This is a genomic window from Rhodoferax sp. GW821-FHT07F03, assembly GCF_059418745.1.
Window position 1 is genome coordinate 1 of record NZ_JBWKQM010000025.1, and the last position, 21894, is coordinate 21894.

Sequence of the window (21894 nt, forward strand, 5' to 3'; positions counted from 1 at the left end):
CTTGACGGCTCGAATTCGCTCTTCGTATGAATACATGAACTACCTCCAAGTAGTCCAAGTTATTGTCCGCACCCCCCCACTGTCAAGATTCAATCGGCGCCAACAATCAGCATGAACGATCCCCACTCGATCATCGCTTAGGTGTGAAGACCCGTATCAGCTCTACACTTTCGCTTAAACATCCGAAACTTTACCGTCGGCTTTACCGTCAATTTCGCCATCGAAGGATGGTTCTGCGACAGACTACTCTTAAGTACCCCCTGCTTGTCCAGCTTTTCCAGAATCAGACGATATGACCGGAGCCTCACTTCTAGCAGAGCGGCGCGACCGGCTGCTTGGCAGCAACGGTGGGTAAAGGTGCAACCTTCGATGCCGTCGAACTCATGTACTTTGCTGTGGCGATCAACGCGGGCACGCCGAACACCCATCCTCCATCGATCACAGAGAAAGTGGACAGACACACGGATTTGGATGAGCTAAACGGTGACCCCGATGCCTTTACGGACCATACCGAAGCCCGCGGAAGCAGTTGATGCGGCTGCCCAGCGGGCAGCATGCGCTGTTTCGTGGCGTAGCATCCCAAGTTATTCTCCAATGCGCGAGCTTTTCGTGCTAGATCAAAACGTCATGCAGCGGCCGACGGCAACGTCACGCGATAAGCAGGCTCCGTCAAGGCAGGCGGTGATCGCATTCGAGACTGACCACGACGGATACAAGATCGACCCGATCCCAGCGCGCGGAAATAGGGATGGGCACCGGCCCGCGCTGACGCGGCCTCAGGGCAGCAACACGCCGCCGCCGACTGGTGGCGGATCGACGTCCAGCACCGACTCGTCGATATCGCCCATGGGCCCGCCTGGCTCGCCCACCTCCACCACGACGTCGCCCGGGAAGGCCAGCGTCTGGGTGCGGATGATGTCGATCAGCTGAGCCAGGTGCCAGTCCAGCATCCGCACGCAGCCATTGGTCGGCTTTAGCGCCTGCGGGCCGACCGCGGACGAGAACGCATGCCGGCCCGCATGGATGAACAGGCCCGTGCGGCCGTTCTCTTTCGCGGTCTTGGCGTCGCCCGTTTGCGGATCCAGCACAATGGAGCCGCTCTGCCCGTACTTCTCCACCGGCCGAGTCGTGCCCGGTCCGTTGGCCAGAATGTTAGTGATGTGGTAGCTGCCCGTCGGCGTATCACCGTAGCCCAGCAAGGGGTTGCCGCCAGGGTTGCCTTTCGCTTTTGCCGCATCGCGCGCGGCGCGGCCAAGAACGGGGATGGGCCCGTAGAGGGGCAGGCCCGTCAGGGGATCGAAGAGTGTCAGCGTGCCGGTCTTTCTCCGGTCGGCCGGCAATTTGATTCTCAGGGTCAGTTTCATTTCATGGCTCCTTGGTGATGGCAATGGGGGGGGACACCGCGATGACGCGAGCCTGGGCTTCGAGCATCGTGCGCAGGCTGGCGGCGTCGGTCGCCCCGGCGGCCACGCCGTCAAGTATTGCGCCTTGTAACTGGCCGAAAAACCAGTCGAAATCGACTTTGCCGGCAAAACCGGATTCCGCGGTGGACGAGGCCAGCATCCCGATCTCAAACCACAACTCGTCCTGGCCAGGCGATTGGACCACCTTCAGTGCCAGGCCTTGCGCGTCCAGTAGCACCCCATTGATCAGTTGCGTGCCGGCGGAGAGGATATTCAGGTCCTCATCGGCACCGGCGGCCGTCAGCCAGCGCCCCTTGCTGATCGTGGCGTTCCAGTTCGCATCGAGCTGCATGTCCAGTTGCACCGCGACCACTTCCGTGCCGGCGGTGTTGCGCGAGACCTTGACCGGCTTCCAGCCGGCCTGGGTTCCGGTCGACTCGTCCGCGCGCAGGCCGAGCTCCAGTTCCTTCAATGCCTTGCGTGCCGCGGTACTGCCGACCAGCCGAAGGTGAAACGACAAATGCCGTGTCCCGGCCGCATGCCCGATCGACTCCAGGTCGAAGTAGGCGAACTGGAAGGCCAGCGGGATTGCGCTGCCGGAGCCGACGATCTGCGACGGCAGTTCAAATTCCACCAGCCGCGCATTGGCGACGCCGTCCAGCGCCTTTCCGTTGCCCACCTTCGTGTTCGCTCCGCCAAGCACATGCGCAAACTGCAATTGCTCCACGGGCCTGCCGACGCCTGTGTCCATCGAGGAGAACAGCGCCGCCACGTGGCGCTGCGCATGCACCGGGAACTGCCTCATGGATTGGGCGCTGCGCGCCCAGATCACCTCGCCAGTGCCATTGGGCAACGAGCGGATCAGCGACAACTTGCTGGCGCTGGCGGACACTGCCTTGCTCGCCAGGAGTTCGCTGGCCTGGGCCTTGTCGCTCGCGCCATCGGGGAGGCTGATGTGGACGGTGTCGAAGTTCCTGTTGGTGCGCACCCAGTTCAGCGCCGTGGTCTGGCTGGCGTTGGTCTGCCTGACCTGGCCGACGCATTTGAGCGCCAGCGCGACCTGGACGCCGGGCTCCTTCGGGTCCAGTGGAATGCGGGGAATCGACCAGTCGATGCTGGCCAGGAGCACGGGCACACCGCCCGTTCCCACCATGAACACCGACAGTTGCGCGTTCTGCCGGTCGACCGGGCTGTGCAGCAAGGCCAGCGTCGCGCCACTGTCCCTTGCACCGGGCAAGCGGCACAGCACCAACGGGCAGGAGTCCGGCTTGAGTGGATCGCTGAACGAGGCCGCCAGCGCGCTCTGGTCGACCACGGCGCGGTCGACCACCACGACGATGTCGTTCCCATCGGCCTTGCAGGTGGCCATGTCGACGCGATGGGCACCACCCACCAGCCACAGCAGCGGCGTCGCTGTAGTCGAGCACACATGTTCGTGCCACCAGGTCTGGCCGAAGGAAGCATCTACCGCCCCTTCGTCAACCAGCCATTCGGGCGCCAGGTAGCGGCGCATCGCCACGCTGATGAAATGCTCCTCCATGCTCACCGGCCCCGGCAACGTCTCGCCGGCACGCATTTGCCGAGGGTGCAGCAACCAGCTCGAGTTGGGGAACATCTGGCCGCCGCCGTCCGTGGCGTCGAAGGTCAGGCCCATAGGCCCTTCGGGGCACAGCACCGTGAGCTGCGCCTCGCCCGCCGGCGTGGCGGCATAGGAAAGGCGTGGGTCCGGCCCTACTTCCTTCCTCGCGTCAATCGCACGTACCCGCTCGTCGAGTCCACCGGTGCCGGGCTCGTTGCTGCCGCCGTAACCCACGCCGGTGGTGACCTCGGGCGCAATCCGCTCGGCTAGGCCGCCGTGGGCAAAGGCCTCATCGTGCAGGATGGCCGCCACGGGCGGAGTATTGTGGGCGCCATCCGGCGAGGTCGTTAGCGGCATCAGCGCCCGCAGTTGGGGGCGCGTCATCGCGATCCCGCCGCGCTCGCCGAGCATCACCACGCGCCACCATTCCGCCACGTCCGGAGGGTCGGCCGGGAGCCGCTCGGGCCATGCGTCGCACTCGCCATGGTCCTGCCTCTTCATCGCACCCGCATAGCGGGACCGCAGCACGAAGCGATGCCTGAACCAGGTGGCGGCCGGCTTGTCCCATTGCACCGTGATCAGCGTGGTCGTGTCGCCAAGGGTCGACAGCGGCGCCGTGACCACTTCCGCGTCCGAATCCAGCCGACGGTGAAACGCCTGGCGTTCGAATGCCATGACCTCTTCGTTCGCTTTGGCGTTGCGAACGGGTTCGAATGACGCTACGTCCGGGGCGTGATTTAGCGCCCCGAACCTAGTTTCATCCGCCCCGTCACCCCCGTCACGCGTCGGCCAACTGTCGATCGGCATGCCGGTGAAACGCCAGCGCTGGGTATGCACATCGACCCAGCCCAGTTGCCGCCACGCCCACTCACCGTGCCCGGGCGCGGTCGCCAGGTCGTAGCGCCGTGCCCTGCCGCCCTGGTGCTTCACCAGATCCCGCATCCGGGCCGTCCAGTCAGCGCGTGATAGAGACCAGGTGTCGCCATCCCGCCTTGGCCCGGCTTCCGCCTGGAGCGGTCCAGTCATCGATTCGACGAGCAGCGATCCGCCTTCAAAAAGAAGATTCGTGTCATCGCCTTCAATGTTCCCGACGGCGTATTGGAGCAGCCGTGTGTCGATGACACTTGCGCCATCGGCATCGGCGAAATAGGCCGCGGACACGACCGGCCGCGCCGTGAGCCGTGCACTCAAGCCCTCGGGCACGGCCAATCCCTTCACCGTCCCGTGGGACCCGATCCAGCCAAGCGCGGGGGCAGTGCGAGGCGCGCACTTGACTTCAAAGGTGCCGGCATAGGCACGGTCGACGGTTTTCAGCAATTGCTCGAACCAGTCCGGATCGAAGCCCGGCGTCCAGCCACTTGCAAACACCTTGTTGAGCGGGGCTCTCAGGACTTCGCCAAGCGTCGGCATAGCAAGCAGCTCGCGAATCGCGCCGAACCGCCCCCGCAAACCCTCAGGCGAATCCCTCAGGCTGTCGACCGGAAGCGCCTCCAGCTGGATCTGCGTGACGGCCGGATCCGGAAGCCGGTCCAGCAGCGCGGCAAGGCGCTCATGGCGGTTGTGGCCGCGTCCGATATGGCAGGCAAGCAGGCAATTGCAGAAGTATTCGATGTGCGCATCGGGCAGCCCGGCGAACACCTGGCCCTTCAACGTGGGGTTGTTGATCCAGCGCTCGAAATCCAGGTAGCCGATGCGCGGAAAACCGATCGACAGCGCCGCCGCAGCGGCATGCGGCGCGCGCCACACGTCGCCCTGACCGATGAGCAGAAGCTTGTCGGGCACAGGCCGCGATGCCGCGGCCGTGCCGCGCATGTCGCCGGCGGGATCGTCCATGCTGATGCAGCTTTTCGCCGTCGACGTCGCATGCAGGCGCAGCCATGCATCCGCCTCATCCGGCAAGCGGGCAAACTGCACTGGTCCGCCGCCGACGTCGATGCGCAGCCCCCCCGCCTCGCGTGACAGCACGACCTCGACATTGGGAACCGTGCCGGGCGCGAGCGTGATGGATGTGCGGGCGAGCCGGCTCCCGGCCGAAACCGTGGCCGGCGAATCGAGGAGGTCTAGTGTGAGTTCGCACGGCTCCGCTGCCCAGTTCCACAGCTGGTACAGCCGCACACGCACCGATTGCCCGTCTTCCTTCGGCAACACGATGGCACCGCTGCCGTCGGTATTCCTGAATACATCCAGCCAGGTGTTGTCGCCCGTTGCCAGCACGATGCGCGGATAGTCGGCGCTGAGCGGCCTGACGTTGCCGGGTGCGACTCCGATGCGCTTGCCGCCGTCGGCTTCGGCAATGGAGGCCTGGCCAATCGCGGTGGTGCGCGAGTAAGGGGCGAGGCTTATCCACGAGGGCTCGTTGTCCAGGTCGATGACGGGCTTCGGCCTCCACGGGCGCATGTCCTGAAGCCTATTTGGCAACGAGCCCGATCGGCCCACCGTGTGGGCGGCCAACTCGAAAGCGGCGCCATAGGCCAGTTCCGGCGCTGGTTGATAAGCAGGCGCCGCGCTGCGCTCCGGGTAGTCGGTCTCGAACAGCGCGTCAGGCGATGCAGGCCGGAACGCGGCGCTGGCGAATGGCAAGCCATCATAAGTCTGGAACAGTTCGCGCCGCCCGTCCTGGATCGTGGTCGGCAGGGGCTGCATGCCGATGCCTTCGAAAATCGACGGCTTCGGCGGCTGCTGCGGCGGCGACGGCACCACGATCTCGGCCAGGTTGGCGTACGACCAGGGCTCGGCCAGCTTTCCGGCGAAGCGGCGGCGCATCAGCAACGACATACCCGCGTAGGCGGCCGAGAAATCATCTGCAACGGCGCCACTATCGTCGGCTGCGGGATCGACTGCGACGTGAATGGCGAGGGGGCGCGGCGCGGAGTCGGGAATGAAGCGATCTTCGGTTCGCGGGAAGAGTTCCCGCAACACGCTCGCCTGCATTTCGGCAGCGGCCGCTTCCAGCGCGGCCTTCATCCGCGGTTGAGGTGGTATCTCGGTAGCCGGTGACACATAGTCGGCCGGAATGCCGCCGTCCAGGTTACGGAAGTAGCGAACAGGATCCGGTACTGGAGTCACGAGTGCCTGAAACACGGGCGTGATCGCATCGAGGGTAGCCGGCTCGATGCAAAACCGGCGGGCCCAGAACTGCCACGCATCTGCGGCAGCCCTCATATCCGCGGCGGTGCCGGGAACACGGGGATGGGCCAACAAATCGGCCAGCAACGATCCGGCGCCTTGCCGCGACACCACCGCCCCGTTCAATTGGGAACCGAGCCTGGCCTGGAGCTTGGTGGCTGCGCGGGCGAGAATCGCGCCGGCCTGCACCTTGTTGCCGGTCAGCGGCTCGAGAACGTCGAGCAGCGCCTTTTTGACCTGCCCGCTTGCGAACAGCTTTAACAGCGAATTTTCGACACCGGCCTCCCCGGTGAGCGTTTCGTTCAGGTCGGCCAGGTTACGTTCGAGTTCGCGCACCTGCTCGGCCCTGTCGATCGCAAGCGTAGCGTCCTTGATCGACTTCAGGTCATGCCAAGCATCGCCAGTCTTCAACCAGCCATTTGCAGAGTCCTCCGCATACGCGTCGAGCAGACTCTGGAGCCATGTGCCCTTGCCTGCGGCAGCGCTGCCCAGGCAGATCACACCCAACTCGTCGACAAATTTCTTCCGATCGGTCTTTGCAAATTCGTTCAGGTCAAGCGCCAGCGCGCTCACGCCATCGCGGACGGCCTTGCCGAGCGCTGCTCGATCGACTTCGCCAGTGAATGGCAGATTCTCAGGATCTGGTGTCTCAAGCTTCCGGTTGGCCTCCACGATCTCCTGCCGGATGTCCTCGATGCTGTCTGACATCACGTCCACCAGCACCGGCAGCAGCGGACCCTGGCGATTTTCGCGGCCTGGCATGCCAAGGCACATCAGCAACGGGTCCAGCGCTGTGGCCAGCGACGTGATGGCCCGCCATCCCAACCGCCGCGCGTGCAACGCATCCATCTGTCGCACATGCAACGGATCAGTGAGCGACGGGCTCGTCTGGTCCCATCTCACTTCACCCGCGGCGACGAAGCCCGTCATCAACGACCCGGCTCGCCGTTCGAACCGCTGCCACGCGGCATGCAGCTGAAGGGTCTCGTTCGAACCCTTGCAGAAACCGGTGCCCGGATCGACCGTCGTGGTGGGGTCGGTCAGGACGAGCCGCTTGATCAGCGTGGCGGTGCCGCCCCGCGTGCCGCCGTCAACCGGCACGCTGATTCTCACGCCGGCAGCGCCTTCCTCGAACACATACTGGTCGGCAAACGCCTCGTCGGGAAAGCGGGGCACGATGGCAAGAATCCGCGCCTGGTCTTTCTGCTCGTCCACCAACGGCAATGTCAGCCTCAAAACGAATGACAGGTGCAGCCGCTGAGGCAGCGGAGCCAGCCGGCTCGCAGCTGCCAGGACCACGTCGCGCGCGGACGTCGTGGCTTCGGTCACGGGCTGCTGCCCGCCAGCACCGACACTGGTGTAGAACGCCTTGTTCTTCGTCGTGCCCGCATATTCGTCGAGCCAGCCGATAAACCGCTCAGACAATTTCAGGTCGAACGGCTCCGACAGCAAGTCGACGCTTACCGCATCCAGCTTTTCCAGCGTGGTCGCGCCGGTCTGTTGGTAGACCCCGAAATGTTCGGCGGCACCGAGCTCCGCGAGTCGCCCGAGCACATACTTGAAATCGTCCCTTGCCGCATCCGGGTCGGTCTTGTCTGTCTCAACGGAAAGCCGCACCGAAATGCCCCGTACACCTTCGGGATGGAAGCCGGCCGGCTCCTCCTCGCACACACAATTGAGTGACCACGTCATTGTTTTTACCCCTTGCGCCCGCGGGCGAGCTTCTGTGCTTTTTCGTAGTCCACCCCGGCGCTGGCGCTGGTGGAACTGGAGCTCTCACTTTTACCGCCGCTCATGCGGTATTGCGCCTGGCCGCCGGCCGAGATCTTGAAGAACCGCGAAATGCGGATCGTGATGCTGAAAGTGCCGGTCGCATTGATATCGCCGTTCTCGCTGTAGGCCAACCGCAGCATCACCGTGATGACTGCCGAGGCGATGCGCAGCACGTCCACCACGCCCACGATCAGCACCACCACAGATATCGTCAGCCCGCCACCGGAGCGGCCGATCAGCTTGCGATACGTCAGAGCGATGCTGATCGTGATCGCCACCGAGCCGACACAGCCGGCAACTGCGAACGCGAGCGAGGCCGAGCCGCCCGCGCCCGCGTCCACCACGACCATCAGTTCGTCCTTGAACGGCCGGTACTCCACATCCACCGTCAGCCAGCCCGTGCCGCCGATGATGAACACGGTGAACAGGAACGGCAGTTCCGGCTTGGCCAGCGAGAACCGGTTCGACAGCAGGAAGTCTGGGTAGGCGATGAGCTGGAACTGGTTGGTGATCTGGATGTTCTGCACGCCACTGGTGCCGAACATCAGGCTCATCGGCGGCATGGTGAACAGGTGTTCCAGGCCGATGGGCAGCCCGTTTTCCTTGATGATCTTGAGGCCGCCGACCTCGTCGCCAAAGATCGAACCGAGCGTGTTCTGGATGAACTGCAGGCCCTGGTTGAGCTTGATCTTCTTGGCGTCGAAGTTGACCTGCAGGCCGCTGGCCTTGTCGTAGTTGACGGACGTTTCCTGCAGCGTGACCATGGTCTGGCCGCCGACGACGGCGGCGAAATCGGCCTGCAGCATGGAGCTGCCCTCCTCCGTCATCCCGTCCTGCGTCGCGTCGATGCGCAGCTTGCCGGTCAGGCTGGCATTGAGGATGTCCAGCGTGAACGGCCCGAAGCTGAACAGCGATCGGCGCCCCTCCAGCTTGATGTTCATGTCCACCTGCACCCAGGCACGCATGCTCTTGCGGTCGAAGCCGTGCGTGACCTTGACCGCGTCGCGCATCGACGCCGGCATCGTGTAGCCCCGGCACATGCGCTCCAGCTCCGCGCCGCCGCATTTGCGCACGATGTAGCCGATGTCGAACATCCGCGTGTCCACCGCCTTGAGGTAGCCCTCGATGCCGGAGATCGGCAGGCACAGACCCATGGGTTTCAGGCCCTCGCCCAGGCGACCGAAGAAAGCCTCCACCGGCGTGATGTCCACGTACTTGGAGAACTCGTCGTAGTAGTAGCCGATCTTCGCCCGCGCCAGTTCCAGGTTGGGCAGCTCCGGGCCGTCACCCCACGCGGCCAGTGCCCGCAGCACGTTGCTCGGCACCGCCAACACGCCACCCTCGCCGAGGTTGCCGATCGACGAGACAACGTTCTCGCCCCAGGCGCGTGTCACTTCCGCGGCCGCGGCCATGTCGTTGCCGATGCGGCGCAGGTCGCGCTCGCAGTCGTTGTACAGATGGACGAGTTTTCGATACTTCTCCAGGTCGTCGAGCGCGCCGTCGATATCGCCGAGCGCCGATCCCAAGCCCTTTTCGAACCGTTCTTTCAGTTCATTCAATATCGGGTCAACTTCGCCCTTCAGGTAGCTGACGGCATCCCTGATCCCGTCGCTTAACCCCGAACACGCGACCTGGATCGGCCCGGCGATCGAATCGACCAGCTCACCCGGCTTGCGCAGCACGGCCTCGATGCGCGTCACCACTTCCGATGTCGCGTCCAGCAACTGGCTCCTTGCGTCGCCCACCACCGCCAGCGGCCAGGTCCACCGACCCTGCAGCCGGTCCAGCAGCTCGTCGAGGATTTTCAGGAACGCCTGGTTCAGCGCCGCCTCCAGCTTGTCCGGGCCGACGGCCTTTTCCAGTTCCGCCACCTTGGCACGGGCATCGGCAATGGCCTCCTCTGCAACGGCCGTGACTTCATCGATCCATCCGTCAACCTTGGTCATGCAGCGGTCGATCTCGTCCTGGACATCTGCCTCCATCTGATCAATCAGCGCAGTGCCTTTCGCGACGGCTGCCAGCGTCCGCTCCACCCCGGCATCGACCTGGACCCTGGCCGCATGCGCGCTGGTTGCAAGTTGCAGCACAATGCCGTCCGCCACGTTGCCGAGTTCGGTCTCGATCATCTTCAGAAGCTCGTCCGCTTCTCCCTTTGCCTTCGTCAGCGCCCGGCGCGAGCGGTCCGCGGCATCGGCAACATCGGCGTCGAACCGCTTCACAAAGTCCTCATACCGGAGCGGCACGGCGGCGAGCCCTGACGAGGCGTCCTTGAGCGGGTCGCGAATGGCATCTGCGGCGACGATGATCCTGTCCCGGAACTGCGCCAGCTCCGGCTCCTGCGCCAGGGCTTTCAACTCGGCAATCGCGCCCGTTCCGTGGCCCCCCTCGTCGCGCAGTTCGTCGATCGCCCGCTTCAATTGCGACAACTGGTCGATGCGCGTCTGCACGTCTGGACTGCGCGCGATCGACTTCAGCGCACCCTCGCCCTGCAGTACCTGCTTCAGGGCGAGTGAGGTGATGTTGCCGATGCCCTGCGCCAGCCGGTCCAGCCCGGTGGAAAGACGCCCGCGGGCGTCGGCCACGATGCCGTCGGCCTGCGCCTGCATCCGGTCGATGCCCAGCAGCAGCGACTGGTGGAAGTCATCGACGCGCTTTTGCGACCAGGGCTTGGCCTCGTCGATCGCCAGCCTGGCAGCGTCCACCTGCTTGCGGGCCGCCAGCAGTTCCTGTTTGAGCCGGGCGCGCACCTCGACCACCGTGCCTCGCGTGGTCTCGAAACCCCGGTACAGCTTGCCGACCTCGACCGAAGCGGCCGAAAACAGCGGCTCGATGGCTTTCGTGAACGGGTCGTGCAATTTCTTCACGATATCTTCACGGGTGCCAAACGAAACCGGGGTATCGAGCAGCCGGGCCACCTCGGACTCCCAAGCCTGCACCTGTTGCATGACGGACAGGCTTTTGGCCGTCACTGATGTCTTGAGATCGTCGATCAGGCGCTCGCACATCTTCGGGTCGATGAGGGCCTTGGGATTGACGTTGCCGATCGCGCCGAGCAGTTCCCCGCTGGCGCCTGTCCATGTCCCGAATCGCGCCGTCAGGTCCGGCTTGAGTGCCGCCGGCAGATCCGTCACCGACTTCCTGAATTCCTCGAACGCGGTTTTCAGTTCAGCCTTCTGCGCCGCATCGGGAAGCGTATCCGGCCGCATCTCGCCCAGTTTGGCCATCAACACCGACAGGTCGGCAAGCGGCCTGGCGCCGCCTTCGAAGGTCTTCCCCTTGCGCCAGACTTTGCCCGCTTCTGGGGCGGTATCGATGTCGAGCAGGCCATCGGCCTTGCGCATCACCTGCGCAGCGGCGCCGTCCACGACCTGCGCTACCGGGCCGGCCCGCATGAACGTCAAAGTTTCGATGGACGCATAGACCGGATCCTGGCCTCGCGCCTCGTTGATAGTCGCGCGCCGCGCGGGGGGCGCCAGCCGCCAGGTGAAGCCCTCATAGCCACGGGGTACCTGCGGCGCATTGGCCGTCTCGGCCGACTCCCGTGCCTTGTCCTGCTCGGACTGGCCGCCGCCCGGCACCGGACGAAGCTGGTTGGTCCAGTCGACGGAAAGGACTTCGGCCCAGGTGTCGGTGGCGTCCGTGGCAAGCGGTGTGGTGTCGGTGTAGAAGTGGAACAGCTCCGGGTTCAGGCAGCCCTGCCCTGACTCGGCGTCCGCATCCTTGCCCTCGGCGGCGCACAGGAAGGCGACGCCAGGCATCCGGTAGACCTGCGGCCGGATCAGCGCCGCGTGGCGATTCCACAGCGGCACCTTCCAGCCGATGTCGCCGACGTCCTCGCCCCAGGCGCTGTCGACCGGGATCACCGGGTTGTTGAAGCGCATGCCGCGCAGGAAGGCGCGCGTGTGCTCCTCCACGTTCGGGAAGTCCGGGTAGCGCCGCTCGGATTGGAGCACCTCGATGAACTCGCTGACCTTGCGCAGCACGGGCCGGCGCGTGCGCTCGCCCCGGACCTTGTCGGCGATGGTCTCATCCGGGTCCGGCGAAAATTGCGCCGACGGGTTGACGGTGCGCTCGTAGATCACGACATGCTTGGCCCGGTGCCACCACGCGCCGATGCGACCGATGACTTCCACACGCTGGCGCTGCACGTAGCCGCCGCGCGTCTCGGTGATGATCGCCACGCGGCCGTTGCAAAAGCGCGCCGTCTGGTCGGCATCGCCGCCCAGGGGCGAGAGCGCCACGGATTCGATCGAGCCGCCGGTCGACGCCGGGTTGTCCAGCACCATGTTGAGCACGTTGCGTGACTCGATCGGCCACAGCGCGCCGCCGGACAGCCCGAGCGGATGCAGCCGCGGCGACAGGCCCGGCACCCGTTGCACCGGCCGACCCGGCCCCTCGGCGCCCAGCGCCGGTTCAAGTTCATGGACGGCGGGCCGGTGCAGCGCCGTGGTCCGCAGCGCAAAGCTGGCGCCACGTGTGAAGCGGGCCGGCGCGAACGGCATCGTGCTGTCCGGGTCGTCGGCCCAGAGCTCCAGCCGCTCGGGCCGCCGCTGGAACGCTTCGTGCAGGCGGCTCCAGCGCGCCTCCATGCCATCCTGGTTGGCAGATACCTTGTCCATGATCCGGCCGGTCAGCGCCTCGATCTCGGCGACGCGCGCACGCCTTGACGGGCCGCGCTCCAGGTCCGGGCGGATGCCCACTGCCAGGCCATAGACGAATTCGCCCCGGAAGGCGTCGAGCGCCGCGCCCAGGCCCAGCTCGCCGTGCTGGCGGAAGATTTCCCGGCTGGCCCACTCGGGCGGCGCATAGGCACGCGGAACGTCGCTAGGCCGGATCCAGAGCTGGGCCGGCGGCGGCAGCCTGAACTCGACCGCACGCCGCGCGATCCCGGTCGGCGGGGCGCCTCCCGGCTCGGGCGGGTAAGGCGGAAGGAACTCCTGCGCACCAAGCTTCGCATCGTGCAGTTCAAGCCGTTGCGGCTTGTCCATGCTCTCGCCGATCGATTGCGGCGGCAACGTGTACGCATAGACGCGCGCGACCTGCACCACCTGCCAGATGCCGGTGTCGCTGTCGTACTTCGCAACGGTCACGTTGCCCTGGTTGCCGCGCGCCTCGAGCGGCTGCGCGTAGAAGCGATGGAAGGCAAATGGCTGTTCCGACAGCAGAACCCGCCCACCGTTGTCCTTGTTCGTCGACTGGACCCGCTCGAGCAACTCGGCCGTCAGGTGCCATTCGTCGGACCCGTTGAGCGCTTCCGTCACGACCAGGCTGAAGTCGCCGGGTTCCCCGTTGTCCAGGCGCATGACCAGGGGCTGGCTGCGGCCCGTGCGGTCAAAGCGCGGCAGGTCCACGCCGAGCGGATCAACCTGGGCGATCGCGAAATGGAAGACAGCCTGGTACCTGGCTGTGGCATATGTCACCAGGGCCGGGCGACCCGGGGGCGGCGGTTTGCCGATCGACAGCACGGACGGCTTTTTCTCATCCTTGCCGTAGAGCACGCCCTGCGCACTGTGGGTAAAGGACAGGCCACCCAGCCGGGACGTTCCGGGCCCTGTCAGTCCCGATCGGAACCTGAGCTGCAGATAGTCGCGGCCGCCCGAGCCGTTGATCGCGTGGTGCGATGCCACCAGCTTGGCTGTCGTGCCCGGTACCGCCAGGCTCGACCAGGTCGCGTCGAAACTGATCTCGATCAAATCCCTGTCCGCGGGCCGGAAAATGACATCGTCCGTCTGCAGGCTCGCCCAGAAACCGTTGCGCAACGCGCCGGCCATCTCTCGGTCGAGCACCGAGCGCCCAGGATCCAAATCCGCCGATGCGCCAAGCCGAGCAAACAGGCCGAAGTGCTTCCATCGCGCGGCCGCCCCCTGCTCCGTGCATTGCAGGAGCGGCATCGCAGACTGGGGATTCGGCGGCTGCAGATGGGACAGCCCCGCCCGCGCGAAATTGGATGCCGCCATCACGTGCGCAAGCAACAGCGCAAAGGTGTCGCCGCCTTGCGCGGTGGGTGGCGCAATTCCGGTCCTCATTTCCTGCACTGCAGTCATGTCCTGCTTGCCGCCGACCATCACCGTCACGTCCACGGAGAAGTCTGTGGACCAGACATCCGCGTCCCCGACGTGGCCGCGCATCGTCACCGCTCCATAGATTTCCCCGGGGAATGCAGCCCATTCACCGTCCGGTGTTCGCAGGTCGATCCACCGCTTGCCGTCCGCGGACCGGAGCGCCAGCCCGGTCTGAGAACGGTCGAACGGGGACGTGGCTGGTAAGTCCACGGTGTCGTCGGCGCCCAGCGCAAACCGCTGGTGCACGGAGAATCCGGGCGGGCTACCGTCCTCGGCTGGCCTGGCCTGCAGCCGGAAGCCGGGGAACGGTCGGGTGGTGCCTTTATCCTTATAGGATGTACCGTTCTTGAAATAGCGATCAAGGGTCTGGCCCTGGCGCGCAACGACCGGAATGCCGATGCCCGGCAGCACGTGTTCCAGCACGTCCTTGACCTTCATTGGGAACTGGGTCATGTCATGCAGGCCAACATCGAGTTCCAGCAGCGTGCTGCCTGAGTAGTCAGCGACATCGAGAATCGAATTTTTGCCGCGAAGGCCGTAAAGGACCGAGATGAAGGCAGGTGCTTTTTCCCTGCGCCAGTCATCGACCGTCGACTTCGTCGGGTGCCCGTCGTAGGTGAAGCCCATGGCGCAGAACGCCTTGTCCGCATTGCGCTGGGTGGCGTCGGCCGGCAACGGCAAGGGGAAGGCCATGTCCAGCTGGCAGTGCAGGTGCTGCCCGTCGCGGCCGACCTGAAGGCTGCTATACCAGGTCCGCGACTTTTCGCCAACGATCTGCGTCCAGTGCTCGCGCACCAGCGGAACCCGCAAGGTCGGCGCGGCACCGCCAGTGGGGTCGAACTGCTCGAGCAGGCAGGCGCCTTCGAACCGGAGCTTGCCAAACTCGCCCAAGTCGTTCGCGGCCTTCCTGTCAAAGCGCCAAGCCAGTGTGCCGAGGGCCGGGTCGTTGAACAGTGTCGCTAATTCCGCATCGTCCGCTTGCATAAGCTGCGGCATCTCGCTGAGCGGCGGCAGAGGCTTCCCTGAATTTCCTTGAGCGATGGCAGTGGCGTCGTATTCGCTCCTGCGGATCCAGCGGACACAGCCGGTCCAGTACGCGTCGCCCGGCTTTTCCTTCAGATAGTGGATCTCGACCACGCCCTCCACGAAGCCGGTCTTGCTTGCCACTTTGGAAACAGGCGGCCAGGCAAAATTGCCCATGCAGCGGAAAGCCAGAAAGTTATCCATTCTCGCCCACTCCTCAATCAGGTTGCGCCGTTACAGCGTCTGCACTCCCCCTTGGTGGGCAGCTGTACGGACTTTTCGCGCAGCATGTCTAAGCCCTTCCTCAATCTGGTTCGCGCAATTGCCGCGCCTGCAAATCCTTACCCGGAAGGTGGTGTGGACTTATCGCGCCGCACATTCGATCCCCATCCTGCGTCCAAATCCGGCGATGCGTCGAGCGAATCAAACCAGCGTTTGCGCGCATTTTTGCGGACACATGGTGAGGAAATCTAGCGCCTCGGCATACGCAATACTTTGTCTGGCACTTCGGGTGTGCCGACACGCTTAGGCGGTCGTTTTGCAGTGCTGCCTCCATTTAAGCCACACGCCAAGCCTGCACCATAGGCCGTTCCTATCCGGGCCACGCGCGGGCGCGCCCTTGTCCTTGCGGAATCGTAGCGGGCAGTTCGTGACGCGGTCATCCCCTGAATTGATGATGACGCGGTAAAGCAGCTTGCGCATACTGTGGCCACGCACAACCCGTCGTCGTGGCCTAACTCAATCCGGAGGGATATCATGCTTTCAGATATTCTGGAGCGAGGGACTGGCGCGAAGCCCCCCGAGGCACCTGACGCAGCGCGACTTCACATCCATCGAAGTTTGCATCCCACCGATGCGATGTCAGACCCTGGACACGAGAACCTCACTGGCGGACCGCGGTCGCATCGTAGCCACCGTACGTCCAACGGGATCCCAGCAGGCCAATGGCGGTCAATGAAGCGTTTTATCGTTCTATGGCGTGGGTGGTGCTTAGTCACTATCCTGATGCTCGGCATGCCGTTCGGCGCCAGTGCGCAAGACAAGCACGTGGTTGAGGCAGGCAAGACCTCAGTGCTCGTCGAGGTGCCGGCATCTGCCCCAATCTCGGCGGCGTCCGCCGCGCAAGGACAGGCAGTTATCAAAGCATCAGCTGATGGGAAACGCTCGACGCTGGTCTACACTGCACCACCCAGTGGCGTCATGGACGATATAGTCAAATACATCGAAAGTGGCCTGTCAAAAACCATTGCGGTCAGCATCACGGGCGCTGGGGCCACCGGGAAGACATTGACCGACGCTGAGACTTACGAGCCCACCTTCAAGATTCTGTTTGCAATTTTTGTGCTTGCGCTTGTCCTGGAATCCGGGCTGGCCGTGCTGTTCAACTGGCGGCCTTTCGTGATGACCTTCGATGCCCGGGGCGTCAAGACGTTGGTGAGCCTGGCGTTCTCGCTGTTCTTCGTACTGACGTTCCATCTGGACCTGTGCACGGGGCTGGTCAATATCCTGTGGGCACAGAACTACCCTGCCCGCCCCCCCGGCTACTTCATCACCGCCTTGGTCCTTGCCGGCGGCAGTAGCGCTGTCAACACCCTGATGGTCTCCCTGGGGTTCCGCTCGCTCAAGACGGTGGAGACAGTGGTGCCGAAGCCGCCACCTACCAAGGCATGGATTGCCGTCTCGCTGAAGCGCAACGTGGCCGTCGGCCCGGTCCGCGTCCTGATAACACCGATGGGTGGGCAGCCGATGGTTGTCGGCTCGATCAACGGAACCAGTCCCCAGAGCGGTCTAATCGCCTTCTTTCTTCGCGACAAGGGGAGATTTCCAAGCTGGGGCGGTTATGCGGTGGATCCTGGTCAAAGCTACACCGTCGCGTTGGCGGGACGCGATCCCGCCAACGTCGAGCGCACGTCGGTGCCGTCGGCCACGTTCGTCCCGGCAGCCGGCGCCATTGTGGACCTAGCGCTGGAGCTTTAGGCCATGGTAAACAACCTCGCGCGCTGGTCTGGTCAAGCGCCAGCCGACGGAACCCGCATAGCGGCGCGCAGCAACACTTCGCGGTGCCGTGCCCCCCAATGCAGTCGTGAAAGCGCTTCTCGATGAGTCCGTACCACGTCCATCACCAGTTCCATGCCGTGGGCCATGGCACGTTCTTCACCGGCACCATTGTGGGCACCGCGGGCGATGTGTTCCGCTGGGTCTACGACTGCGGCTCCAAAGGAAGCAATCGCATCCGGGACGGCATCAAAAGAATCCCACTGGATCAATGCTGGCCTGCGGCGACCACCCTCGATCTAACCATCGTCTCGCACTTCGACAACGACCACGTTAACGGCTTGGAGCAGTTGCTGGAGACGTATCGCACTCGGTGGCTGGTGCTTCCATATGTCGGGCTGAAGCAACGCTTGGCCCATGCCGCATCGCTGGGCGACGACGATGTGTCATCTGCATCGACCGCCGGATTTGCCCTCGACCCCCTGGGATGGCTGCACTCGCGCGGTCTGCCCGATAGGGTCGACGGGGTTCTCTTGGTGCAGGGAGGCAGTGACGACGGCGCACTTGACGGCACTGAGCCGCTGCCCGAACCGCGTCCACGCGACAGCGAAGGCGCAAACCTCCGGGACTCGGACAATGGCAGGGAACTGGACGCAGGCCAGTATCTGCGCAGCGCCGGTGGCAGCCGTGGCGGGCTGCAGATTCATGTGCGCCCCCACCGACTGCCCGTGCCCGCCGGGCGCGGTTTCCCCATGGAATTCGTGTTCTTCAATGCTGCCCTGCCGGCATGCGTGGCCAACCGCTCCAAACGCCCCATGGCCGAGGTCGCGAAGGAGGTCGCTGCGCTGATGAAGCATTACAACGTCCTGGATCCGGCCGGCCCCACAGGCAAAGGGTGGCGGGCCAAACTAAGAGAATGCTACGACCGTCACTTCGGTCATGCGGGAGATGAACGCAACAACATTTCCTTGTGCACCCTGGCCAGGCCGTTGGCCGACGCCGCGCAGTGCGATTGCACCATCATCGATCAGGAAGCGTGGTCGGGCGACGGCGGGTTTGCGCGTACCCAGGAACTGTTGATGATGGACCCGACCATGGACGCTGCCACAATCGCCGAAATGTGCCAGCAGGTGCGCACGCAAGGACTGCTGTTGAACGGCGACTTAACTCTGGACACCGCCACACTGGCCGCCATGCGCACGCACTTCGGAGATTGGCGTTGGCAGCAATTGCGTGTGGTCCAGGTTCCGCACCATGGTTCCCGCCACTCCTGGTTTCCCGGCAATGCTGCGCAGTTTCCTGCAGCGGCCTTCGTGCATTGCGTGCCGTCGCGCCAGAGCAGCCATCCGCATCCCCACCCGACGGTCGATGCCGATCTGCTGAGCTCGAAGGTCCTGCGCGCGGATGATCACGCCGCCGTCATACAGACGTATTACATCGACTACTGATCGATTTAGCCCACCAGACATCGCGCGACAACAACACCAGGCGTCTCAAGGCATCGAATGTCTGACGTCCCAGAGAAGGTGAGCCATGACTCAATCCGTACCGCCGTGGATGAAGATTCCAGAGCCTGCCAAGCGTACGCTGCGTGTGTACGCGCTGGACCCCAGTGCGGGCAACCTTGTCGGCAACGTGATGAAGGTCGACATCCGATGGGAACGCAACCTCAAGGCCGGACCGGTTGGCCGGCGGTTTGCTGTGGTCGACTACGATGGTGCGAACAAGCGCTACTACCCGCCCGTGAATCTCAATGAGCCCAGTATTCTGGCCTCCGACGGACTGGCCCCCTCGGAGTCCGACCCGCGCTTCCATCAACAGATGGTCTATGCGGTCGCCTCGCAAACGGTGGAGAAGTTCGAATCTGCCCTGGGCCGCTCTATCCACTGGCGTCGCGCCGATCGCCCGATCGGCCGGGAGAAACCCGACGACCCGACCGAGGACATCTGGGTACTGAAGCTCTACCCCCACGCGATGATCCAGGCCAACGCGTTCTACAGCCGCCAGGCCCAGGGCATCCTGTTCGGCTACTTTCGCGCGGCCCAGGAGAACCAGGGTAACAACCTGCCAGGGCAGAGAGTTTTCACCTGTCTTTCGCACGACATCGTCGCCCACGAGGTGACCCATGCCGTGATCGACGGCATCCGCACGTTCTTCACCGAACCCACCAATCCCGACGTGCTTGCTTTCCACGAGGCGTTTGCGGATCTGACGGCACTGTTCCTTCATTTTTCGCACAAGGATGCGCTGCTCGACACCATCCGCAAGACCGGCGGACGGCTCTACCAGTTCGAACTCACGCCCGACGCCGCACCGGCTGCGGGCTCGGAATCACAGCGCAGCGACGCCCCTACCCGCATCCGCAGCGAAGAAAAGGTGCGCAATCCTCTGGTGGACTTGGCGCAGCAGTTCGGGCAGGCCTCGGGCATGGGCCATGGACTGCGCGCCGCGCTCGATGAGCGGCCCGACCCGGCTGCGCTGCAAACGCGCACCGACGATCCACACTTTCGGGGCAGCATCCTGGTCGCAGCCATGTTTGATGCGTTCTTCTCGACCTACATGCGCGCCTCAAGCGACCTGTTCCGCATCTTCCGCGCGGGCGGTGCGCCGCTGTCTTCGCCGGAGTTGCCGACCTCACTGGCAAATCTACTGACTGAGACGGCTTCCAGAACCGCCGAAGAATTCTTTCAGCTGTGCGCTCGCGCCCTGGACTATTGCCCACCGGTAGACATCACCTTTGGCGACTTTCTCCGCTCGCTCATCACCGCCAGCGTCGACCTCCGCCCAGAGGCCGATCGCGCTGTACGCCAGGCGCTGATGCAGGCGTTCCGCGTACGGGGCATTTATCCGGAAAGTGCCAGCTTCTTTTCGGAGGATGCCCTGTGCTGGCCGCGCGTAACCACCTGGTCGGCACACCCCGAAGACGACGCGTTACCAGCGGTGACCGCGGAGCTGGAGATCGAAGGAAAGCCGCAGCCCGTCGAACTCAAGTTCGTGCTGCCGGGACAGCGTACTCGCGAGATCATGAATCTGAATGGTGACATCCTGCGGGACTACGCCTTTCAGAACGCTGAGCGCCTGGGCTTTGTGGCCGACGTTCCGGTGGAGCAACGGCCTTACGCGCCCTCCTTCCACCAGACCTTCCGCACTAGCCCGGACGGGCGCATGCTATCGGACATGGTGGTGGAACTGGTACAGACACGCCGCGTGCTGCTGGACCCAGAGGTGCCGGCAGGTGGCACATTCCCGCTACGTGGTGGCGTCACGCTGATCATCGCAGCCCCGACCCGGGACGCGGCCGGCCGCCCGATCCCGCCGCGCGTGCGCTATGCCATTCGGAAGCCGCTCACAGGCCCTGAGGGCAAAGCACGCGAGGCCAGACAGCGACGCTATGCGCTTGCGAGCGGCATCGGTCTCGCCGACAGCGAGGATGACCGTCAGTTCCAGGCCGACTTCAACCTCTTGCATGGGGGCGCGTAACATGGCAGCAAAGAAAAAGACTGCTTCAGCGGCAGCAACGCCTGCCGCACAAGCCCACTCAGCGGAGCCAGTGGCGGGCGCACAGAAGACGCCGTTGCGGGTGCGCATGTACCGTGTCGGCTTTGGCGACTTCTTCCTGGTCACAGTACCGACAGCGCACGGGCCGAGGCACATCCTGATCGACTGCGGGGTCCATGCCGGCAACATCGGCACGATGGCCCGTTGCGTCGAAAACATGGCGGAAGAAACTGATCGCAAGCTTGCGCTCGTGATCGTCACCCACTACCACGCCGACCACATCTCGGGCTTTGCCACGCAGTCGGAGGTGTTCAAGCAGTTCGAGGTCGAAGCCGTCTGGATTACTAACCGGCTCGACCCTTCGGACGCGCAGAACGCGAACATCAAGATGCAGATCACCTCGCTCGCGCAGCATCTGCAGCTCGCGCTTGGTGCGCGTGCAGATCAGCAGGGCGTGCAGGCGCTGCGCATGGCCCAGAACGCGCTGGGGGTCAGCGGTGGCAGCAACGAGAAGGCCTTGCAGGTGGTGACCAAGGGGTTCAAAAACCAGCCGGATGTGAATTACTACGAGGCAGGCGACGAGCCCAAGCTGCCGAAGTCGCTGCAGGGAGCGTTGAGCGCGCGCATCCTCGGTCCCGCGCCCAAGGATGCGGCGGCCGAATTCATCGCCGCCGATAACAAGGCCGCGCAGTATCTGGCCGCTGTGGAACGCTCGGGACCGCCTGATGCCACGGCATTCGACCCGTTCGAGCGGCGATGGCCTGCACAGGCTCAGGACTATCCGGACGAGGCCTTCATTCCCTGGGCCAATCCGGGAGCCATGGAGTCCGCACTGCACGCGCTGCAGCCCGACGCCCTAGCCGCCGCATCCAAGACGATCGACGGCACACTGAACAACCAAAGCCTCGTCGTGCTGTTCACCTGCCAAGGCAAACAGCTGCTGTTCGTGGGCGATGCCCAGTGGGGCAACTGGGCACACTGGCTGTACGGCAAGCCCACCAAGGGAAAGGATCCCGGGATTACTGCAGAGGCTCAGGAGATCCTGGGGTCTGTGGACTTCTTCAAGGTCGGCCACCACGGCAGCACCAACGCGAACCCGATCCCGGCAGTAGGGGCGCTGCGCATGCGCTGCGTGGGCATGTGCTCCACGGCCGACGACTGCTACGACGGGGTGCCGCGCGGTCCACTGCTGACCGCACTGGTCGAGCGCACCGGCAACCAAGTTGTACGCAGCGATTGGATCGCGATTGATGAAATAAAAGCTTCTCCAGATGCGATTTCCCAGCTTCCAAAGTTGCCTAAGCACTTCAAGGCAGGGGAACTCTTCATTGACTATTCCTTCGCCGATTGACACTGTTGGGGGTGCGGCGTAAAACTTGGACTGGTTTATGCCGTTATTCCGAGGCTCGCCCGGTATTCGATGGGACTGAGTGAG

General features: G+C 64.3%; 7 protein-coding genes. 4 read left to right on the top strand and 3 right to left on the bottom strand.

The window, feature by feature from the left end; translation table 11 throughout:
* Positions 1 to 776 precede the first annotated feature (776 nt).
* Genes AC07R0_RS25555 through AC07R0_RS25565 form a run of 3 tightly spaced genes read right to left on the bottom strand, consistent with a single transcriptional unit; the run spans position 777 to position 15170 of the window.
* A complete protein-coding gene (locus AC07R0_RS25555; protein ID WP_495107002.1) occupies positions 777 to 1364 on the bottom strand; it encodes a L,D-transpeptidase in 588 nt (195 codons plus the stop codon).
* Position 1365: 1 nt separating this feature from the next.
* Positions 1366 to 7800, bottom strand: coding sequence for a hypothetical protein (locus AC07R0_RS25560; RefSeq protein ID WP_495107003.1), 6435 nt, complete (start codon positions 7798 to 7800; stop codon positions 1366 to 1368).
* Between the two features lie 5 nt (positions 7801 to 7805).
* On the bottom strand, positions 7806 to 15170 hold the full coding sequence (locus AC07R0_RS25565; protein WP_495107004.1) for a hypothetical protein: 7365 nt from the start codon (positions 15168 to 15170) through the stop codon (positions 7806 to 7808).
* 750 nt (positions 15171 to 15920) lie between these two features.
* Here AC07R0_RS25565 and AC07R0_RS25570 point away from each other — a divergent pair.
* The 4 genes from AC07R0_RS25570 (at position 15921) to AC07R0_RS25585 (ending at position 21810) form a co-directional block, all read left to right on the top strand.
* Positions 15921 to 16943: a hypothetical protein gene (locus AC07R0_RS25570; RefSeq protein ID WP_495107005.1), complete on the top strand. Its 1023-nt coding sequence runs from the start codon at positions 15921 to 15923 to the stop codon at positions 16941 to 16943.
* Between the two features lie 122 nt (positions 16944 to 17065).
* The gene (locus AC07R0_RS25575; protein WP_495107006.1) at positions 17066 to 18409 is read left to right on the top strand and encodes a hypothetical protein; all 1344 of its coding nucleotides are present in this window, start codon (positions 17066 to 17068) and stop codon (positions 18407 to 18409) included.
* Positions 18410 to 18494: 85 nt separating this feature from the next.
* Entirely contained in the window at positions 18495 to 20441 is a 1947-nt protein-coding gene (locus AC07R0_RS25580; RefSeq protein WP_495107007.1) for a hypothetical protein, read from the top strand.
* Position 20442: 1 nt separating this feature from the next.
* Positions 20443 to 21810 (top strand): MBL fold metallo-hydrolase, encoded by a 1368-nt coding sequence (locus tag AC07R0_RS25585; RefSeq protein WP_495107008.1) that lies wholly within the window; start codon positions 20443 to 20445, stop codon positions 21808 to 21810.
* Positions 21811 to 21894 lie beyond the last annotated feature (84 nt).